The following is a 7,447-nucleotide window of genomic DNA, read 5'->3' as shown; positions in this document are numbered from 1 at the left end:
CCACCCCCCAGGTCATCCGTTCGACAGGGGGCAAAAGTCATGCCGGGCCCGGAGGCCAGCGGCCCTCTTGCAGGACCGCGAAGAAGATAACGGGGGTGATCGTGACAGGTGCCGCAGGGATGTTCGGCCGTGCGTTGGGCACGCGCTTCACCGAAATCGGCGCCCTGATGGCGGGGTTGGACCTGCACACCGACGCGTCGGCGCCGGTGCCGGTCGTGGGCTGTGACGTGACCGACCTCGAGTCGGTGACGAAGGGGGCCGAGGAGGCGGTACGGCTGCTCGGCGGCGGCGTGGACGTGCTGGTCAACAACGCGGGCCGGGGCGGACCGGCACCCGCGGAACTGCGGCCGTCCGCGGAGGTCCACGCCCAGCTGGACCTCAACCTGCTGGGCGCCTGGGACGTGACCGCGGCGGCCCACCTCGAACGGGCGCGCGGCCGGGTGGTGTTCGTCGCCTCACGGATGGCCGTCCTGCCGCTGCCGCTGGCCGCCGCGTACGGGGTGTCCAAACGGGCGCTCGCCGCCTATGCGGACACGCTGCGGCTGAAGGTCGGCACGCACGTGGGCGTGCCGATCGTCTACCCGAGCATGGTGCGCAGCCCGATCCACGACAGCACGCGGGAGTCGGGTCTCTCCCTGGACGGGTGTCGCGGCCGGAGCCGCTGGAGGGCGTGGTGACCGCGGTGGTCTCGGCGGTCACCACCCGCCGGGCCCCGCGCGACGTGGCGACGATCCTCCGCGGCCGGGCGGAAATGGCGCTGGCCCGGCACACCCCGGCCCTGACCGACCGCGTCGTCCGCCGCACGGTCGCGGCCCGCGTGGCGGCGGCGCCTTCGCGAAGGCGCCGCTGGCGGAGGGGCTGCGGCGGCGGCACGGGCGGGAAGGCTGAACCCAGTCGGCGCGGTCCGGCTGCTCCCGGCGAGCGTCTCGGCCCCCGGAGCGCGCCTCAGCCGACCCCTAGAGCCCTGCCGATGTCGGCGCCCTCCCAGCCGTCGGGTGTGCGCCAGACGACTTCGACGGTGAAGACGTCGCGGACGGAGTCGGCGGACCAAGGCTCGGTCGGCGGCTCGGACAGCACCAGGTAAAGACGGTCGGCCTTGCTCGGCAGGGCGTGATCGACCTCCAGGAGCCGAGCCGCGCCCGCGCGGAGGTCTGCGTGGGTTGTCCGGCCGGCGCCGAGGACCTCATAGAGGTTCAGACCTGCGTCGGTCACGCAACTGACGTCGACGAACGAGGAGTTCTCGGGCTGCCGGTCCGCGCGCAGGAGAGCCGCCATCAGTTCGAATCGCACGGCTTCGTGCGTCTTGCAGGCGCGGTCGGCTGCGGCGGCCGCCTCCAGGTGCTGGAACAGGGTCGTGGCTGGGGTGGCCGTCTGCGAGGCGGTGGTCATGGTGCCGGACTCCTTCGGCGCGGTCCGCCGGGGCTGCTCGTGCGGTTCGGGGGCGTCGGTGGAACTCTGTGTCTGGGGCTGGGGCTCCGCTTCCTCGGCGGCGGCAAGCCGCTGCCGCAAAGTCTCCTGCGCTGCAGCCAGGGCCTCCGACCAGCCGCTCCCCGCCAGCTCCGCCCGGAACGCCTCGGGCGTGAAGGTGCCCGCCTTCAGCGCGTGGCTGGTGCTCACGCAAAGGCTCAGCAACCGGTTCAGAGCCGGTTTGTCGGGACGACCGAGGACACGCCACACGTCCAGCCAGTCGGGCTGGTTGAGTTTGAGGCAGCGGTTGGCCATGCCCTTGAGCTCCGAGAAGCGGGAGCGGACGTCGTCAAGGACCCCGCCCGTCGTCAGTTCGTCGACGACTGTCACCGCGTCGAGGTAGCGCTCCAGCATGGTGGGGGAGACGGGCCGGCGACCGAAGTCGTCCGCGGTGAGGAACGTGGCGTTCCCTGAGTGGCGAAGGACCCACGTGTCCAGTTCCGTCCCGACGGCGGGCGGTACGGCACCGTTCCGTACGGCGAGGAAGAGCGGACGGTCCACGATGTCGTCGACGGGTTCGGCCCGGTACATGCCGCCACTGAGGGAGACCACCCGTACGCGCAGGTCGGTCCCCACATGCGGGATGTCTTCCCCTGTCGTCCCGATGCCGGGATGCCTTCCGGTCTCAGTCGGCCGGTGGTCGTCGGCGCCCGTCAGAGTCGACGGAAGAGGAGCGGAATGCAGGATCGTCAGGCTCTGGGTGCTCCGGGTCAGGGCGATGTAGAGCAGGCGCAGCCCGACCGGGTCCCGGCCGGCGACGGCGGACGGCTCGACGACGAGGACGTGGTCGAACTCCATGCCCTTGGCCTGCGACGCGGGGAGCACGGAGACCGCCCGGCGTTCCTCGGCGGTGATGCCGTCCGTCTCGGCCAGCCGGCGGTCGATCTCGGTGGCCCACGCGGAGTCGTCGGGGACGACGACCGCCACGGAGCGCAGGCTGCGGCCGTCGGTGGTGCCGAGCAGGCGGCGGACGTGCGCCAGCGTCTCGGCGACGAGCGTGTCCGCCCCGGTCTCGACCACACGGACGGCGTCGGGCCCGGCGTCGCGCACGGCCTGGGGGTAGGGCAGCCCGGGCGCGATCGCGCGGGCGAGCGGGGCGGCGAAGTCCATGATCTCGGCCGGCACGCGGTAGCTCGTGCTCAGCTCGGCCAGCGTGCAGTCCCCGTGATCGGACAGGAGCGTGCCGAGACGGTCCCAGTCGGTGTAGGTGTGGGGGCCGGTGGCCTGGGCCAGATCGCCGAGCACGGTCATGGAACCGTTGACCGCGAGGCGGCGGCGCAGCGAGCGGGCCTGCATGGGCGTCAGGTCCTGGGCCTCGTCAATGATGACGTGCCCGTAGTGGCGCGGGGTCTCGCCGGTGATGAGGTGGCGGAGTTCCTCGTGGCAGACCCGGTCGTCCAGCGTCCACGGTTCTTCGTCGGCCTTGGCCGCGCGGGGGCGGTGCAGGACTTCCTGCTCGGCCTCGTCGAGGATCCCCTCGGCGCAGGCCCGAAGGAGTGAGGGCGAGTCGTAGAGGGTGCGAAGAGCCTCCGCCGGGCCCGGGGAGGGCCAGACGCGTTCGACGAGGCGCTCGACCCGCCGGTTGCGTTCCAGGTCACGGCGGATCGTGCGGTCGTGGCTGCGGCGCGGGGCGACGGCGACGAGTTCGCGGAGCAGGACATCGACGAGCAGGCCGCGGAACCGGTCGCGGCGCTCGCGGTAGGAGCCACCGCCCCGCTGCACGGCCTCCAGGGCAGTGAGGATCTCCGAGCGGACCACCCTCAGGGTCGTGCCGCCCACGGTGACCACGAACGCGGGCTCGTCCCCCTCGTAGGAGGGAGCCGTGACAAGGTCGTCCAGGGCCGTCGGACGGTACTCGCCTTCGACGCGCCGCCGCAGCACGGCGGCCATCCGCTCGTCGGATTTCACCAGCCGGGTACGTGCGCTGTCAGTGCCCCGGATGTCACCGTCCCACAGGCGGGACAGTTGTACGGCGTTGACGTCGCGCGTGCCGAGGGTGGGCAGGACCTGGCCGACGTAGTCGAGGAAGCGCTGGTGGGGGCCGATGACCAGGATGTCCCGCGCCTTGAAGTGGTCGTTGTTCACCAGCCAGGTCACACGGTGCAGGCCGACTGCGGACTTTCCGGTTCCCGGGCCGCCCTGGACGACCAGGATCTCGGAGGGCGTCCCGGTGACAAGGGCCATCTGGTCGCGCCGGATGGTTTCGACGATGTCCCGCATGCGGCCGCTGCGCGAGCGCTGGAGGTCGCGCAGGAGGAATTCGTCGGGCTGCTGGGGCTTGCGGCGCTGGATGCGGGCGATGTCGCCGGGGGTGGGGGCCGGGCGTCCTGGACTGTCCTGACCGGCCTTCCCGGCCTGGGCGTCCGGCTGCTCGGCCGTCTCCGGTGCGGTGCGCGGCCGGGGGACGGCGCCTGCCGGAGCGGGCGTGGGGGAGGCTGCCGGGGCGATGTCGTCGACGTAGTCCTCGACGACCCGCTGCGAGCAGATGAGGCGTCGTCGCAGCACCACCTCGCCGGGCGATTCCGGTGACGCTTCGAACCACTTCTTCGCGAGATCGTTGGTCCAGTCGACCACCACCTGGTTGTGGTCGTCGTCCCAGACGACCCGCCGTCCGATGTACCAGGTGGCGGTGGCTTCGGCCGGGTCACTGATGTCGACGCGGCCGATGACGAGGCTCTCGCCGCTCAGCCCTCCGTAGGCCGCGGCCTGTTCCTCGGCCTTCTGCCGGTTGGCGATGCCGTCCTTGCCCGTGGCCGACGCCTTGGCGACGGACTCTCCGCTCATCCGGGCCAGCCGGGCTTCGTAGCAGTCGTAGGCGAAGTCCACCTTCGTCTGCTCGAAGGCGATGACGTCCGCGTGGACGTGTGCGTGCGCGGGCACGCTCATGGTTCCCTCCCTCACGGTCCCTGGACCGCGCCGGGCGCATCGCGCCCGGTCCCCTTCACAGGACTATCACGTCGTACGAGGTGTCAGCGGGTCGGGCCCGGTAGTCACCGACCTCGTGGTATGCGCCTCGCTCAGCGGGTTGACGCCTCCGCGGGCAGCGCGCTGTCGCCCCTCTGCTGCGGGAACTCCACGGCCGCGCCGGGCGCGGTGAGTTCCGTGACGAAGGCTCCGACGGCCGCTCGCCAGGTGCGTACCTGGGCGTGGGTCGGGCCGAGCTCGTCGTGGTGGTACTTGCAGGCCGCGCTGAGCCGGCTCCAGAGGGCGTGGGCGCGGCGGGCCCGGGCGGGGCCGGCGTAGTGGTGCAGGCAGAGCAGTTTCGCGCGCATGCTGCGCAGTCCGCCGAGTTCGGCCGCCTCGGCCGCGAGGGCCGCGTCGACGGCTGTTTCCAGGGCGATGCGGAGGGCGTAGGCCGCGCCGCGGTCGCGGCCCGCCGGGGTCAGCGGGTCGTCGTCGCCCGGGGTTCGGGTGAGCAGATCGTCGGCGGTCGCGAGGAGTGCCGCGACGGTGGGGACGGCGGGCATCAGGCGTTCACCTCCGGCTTGCGGATCCTGTGGGCGAGGTCCTCGACCTTCCGGACGAAGGCGACCGGATCCTGCGGGAGGAATCCGCCGGGGTGGGCGCCCTGCTGGCACTGGTGGATCAGCACCGTGCTCTCACGGCCGTACAAGGAGCGGAAACTCTCCTTGACCTCCTCGTCGGAATGGACGGAGCCGTCGTCGAAGAGGGCGAACGACGCGAGCGGGAGGAGCCGTTCGGTCGTGTCGACGGCGGCCTGGAGGTCTTCGGCGGGGAGGCCGGTGCGGTTGCGGCGGAGCCAGGCCGCCTCGACGAGCGCCGTCGCCAGGGCTTCCCGGCACAGGGACGGCAGGACGTGGCGCAGGGCCGTTTCGGAGCAGTTCTCGGTCCTGGCCAGGGCCATGGCGTTGTCGACGGCCTCCTTGACCGGGTCGGTGTCGCAGGTGACGTGCACCTTGGACTGCTCGCCCCGCTCCACCTTGAGCACGGTCACCGGCAGGCCCTGGCTGCGGAAGGCGTGCGGGAGGCGGGTGTCGTGGGTGAAGACGACGACCTGCCGGTCACGGCCGAGTTCGTCGAGCACCTGGGCCAGGCCGTCGACCTTCGCCGGGTCCATCGACTGCACGGGGTCGTCGATGACGACGAAACCGAAGGGGCTGTCGGCCGTGGCGGCACGGGGCAGGAACAAGGAGAGGGCGAGCGAGTGCAGTTCGCCCTGGCTCATGACGCCCAGGGCGGACGCCTCGGTGTCGTCGACGGTGACGTCCATGACCAGCTTGCGCACGGTGGCCCGCTCGCTGCCGTGCAGGCCGACGCGGGTCAGGTCGACGCTGCTCTGCCGGCGCAGCTTTTCCCAGATCCGCTGCGTGTGGCCTTCGAAGGCGTTGACGCGGAGGTCTCGGACCTCGGTCGTGAGCTTCTTGACCCAGTTGAGGGCGGCGTTGACCTCCGTCCGGCGGGGCTTGGCCGCGTCGGCCTCCCGGGAGAGGTTCGTCCACTCGGCGAGCAGGCCGGCGACGGCGTGCCAGCGCTCGTCCATGGCGGCCAGTTCCTCACGCGCCGCACCGGCCACGATCGCGCACGCGTCCGTCAGCGTCACCGCCGCCTTGAGCGCGCGCTCGGCGAGTTCGACGGGGTCGGTGATCCGCCGGCAGTCGCCCCAGGTCTTCCACGGCTCGGCGAGCGCGGCCGGGATCTCCCTCGGCGTGACGACCAGGTCGTGCAGGGCACGCGTCGCGGTCCGCAGGCGGGCTTCGGCCTCACGTACGGCCGCGGCCTCACGCAGGAGGGCGGCGATCTGCGCCTCGGCCTGCGCGGCCCACTCCCGGTCCAGCGCCTGTTCCGCGCCGCAGACCGGGCAGGCCGTGTCGTCGGCGTGGCGGTCGTTGTGGTCGAGGGCGGCCCGGAGCAGTGCGGCCCTGCTGTGGGCGTCGGCGGCCGCGGTGCCCTTCAGGTCGCCGACGTCGGCGACGGCGATCCGCAGCGCGTCCACTGCGGCGCCGACCCGGTCCAGGTCGGGGCTCTCGGTCTCGGCGGCGGCCTCCAGTCGCGCCTCCCGCAGTCGGCCCTCGTCGGCTGTGGGCGCGCCCGCGATCAGCGCGTCGAGTACGCCGTGATCGGGCCCGTCCTTCTCCTCCATCGCCATCAGGGCCTTGAGTGCCCGGTCGTCGTGTCCGACCTCCTCCAGGGCCGCGTGCAGGAGCGGCTTCCTGTCCTTCTCCGCATTGACGACGGCGTCGAGTTCCTTCTTCGCGGCCGTCAGCCGGCGCGCGGCGGCGTTGAGGGCGTCCAGGCCGAGGATCGCGGCAATGTTGTCGTACATCTCGGACGGCTTGCCGTTGATCAGGTTGTCCAGGTCGGCATAGGACAGAAACGGGCGGTGGGTGCGGGTGGCCTGTTCCCAGCCGACCTGCTGCAGCGGAACGGTGCCCTGCCCCGGCCGCTTGAGCACGGCCTCGGAGTCGGTGAAGGCGTCGCCGGTCCAGGTGCGGGTGAGCGTGCTCGGCGACGGGTCGCCCTCGACGGTCAGCTTGGCCTCGACGACGGTCCGCTCGCCCTGGTGCAGGTTGCGCCAACGGACGGCGTGGCCGGGGTGCCGACCGCTGCAGTGGGCGTTGGTACCGGTGAACAGGGTTTCGATCGCTTCGGCGATGCTCGACTTGCCGGAGCCGTTGCGGCCGACGACGAGGGTCACGCCGGGCTTGGGCTTCAGCTTGAGCAATGCCTTCGCACCGACACCTCGGAAGCCGGTGACCTCGATGTTCCCCAGGTAGACGGGGCCGGCGGAGGTGCGGGTGCCGCCTTCGGCGTCCCCGGCGTCACCGAGCGCCTCGCGGACGAGGGCCTTCGCCGGGGCGGACAGCTTGCGGTCGCCGGCCAGACGGGCCTCGACGAGGTCGGGCAGAGGCAGTGCGCTGTCGGAGGTCCGGTTCGTCGCGTCGTCCATGGTGTCTCCCGTGACATCCGTGCGGAGAGGGAAAGGGGCGAACACCGACAGGCACCGGGGCGGGCGAACCGT

General features: G+C 72.2%; 4 protein-coding genes. 1 reads left to right on the top strand and 3 read right to left on the bottom strand.

What is annotated here, in order from left to right:
• Positions 1 to 101 precede the first annotated feature (101 nt).
• Entirely contained in the window at positions 102 to 677 is a 576-nt protein-coding gene (locus ACIQ8B_RS26390; RefSeq protein ID WP_403550143.1) for an SDR family NAD(P)-dependent oxidoreductase, read from the top strand.
• Between the two features lie 268 nt (positions 678 to 945).
• Here ACIQ8B_RS26390 and ACIQ8B_RS26385 read toward each other — a convergent pair whose 3' ends face one another.
• The 3 genes from ACIQ8B_RS26385 to ACIQ8B_RS26375 form a co-directional block, all read right to left on the bottom strand.
• Positions 946 to 4,353 (bottom strand): HelD family protein, encoded by a 3,408-nt coding sequence (locus tag ACIQ8B_RS26385; protein ID WP_403550141.1) that lies wholly within the window; start codon positions 4,351 to 4,353, stop codon positions 946 to 948.
• Positions 4,354 to 4,484: 131 nt separating this feature from the next.
• A complete protein-coding gene (locus tag ACIQ8B_RS26380; protein WP_403550139.1) occupies positions 4,485 to 4,934 on the bottom strand; it encodes a hypothetical protein in 450 nt (149 codons plus the stop codon).
• Entirely contained in the window at positions 4,934 to 7,375 is a 2,442-nt protein-coding gene (locus tag ACIQ8B_RS26375; RefSeq protein WP_403550137.1) for an AAA family ATPase, read from the bottom strand. Before ACIQ8B_RS26375 ends, ACIQ8B_RS26380 begins: the two co-directional genes overlap by 1 nt.
• Between the last annotated feature and the right edge of the window lie 72 nt (positions 7,376 to 7,447).

The organism is Streptomyces sp. NPDC096105 (assembly GCF_044763335.1).
In the GTDB taxonomy this organism is placed as follows: Bacteria; Actinomycetota; Actinomycetes; order Streptomycetales; family Streptomycetaceae; genus Streptomyces.
Note: the sequence above shows the minus strand (reverse complement) of the source record. Positions and strands in the feature narration are given on the sequence as shown.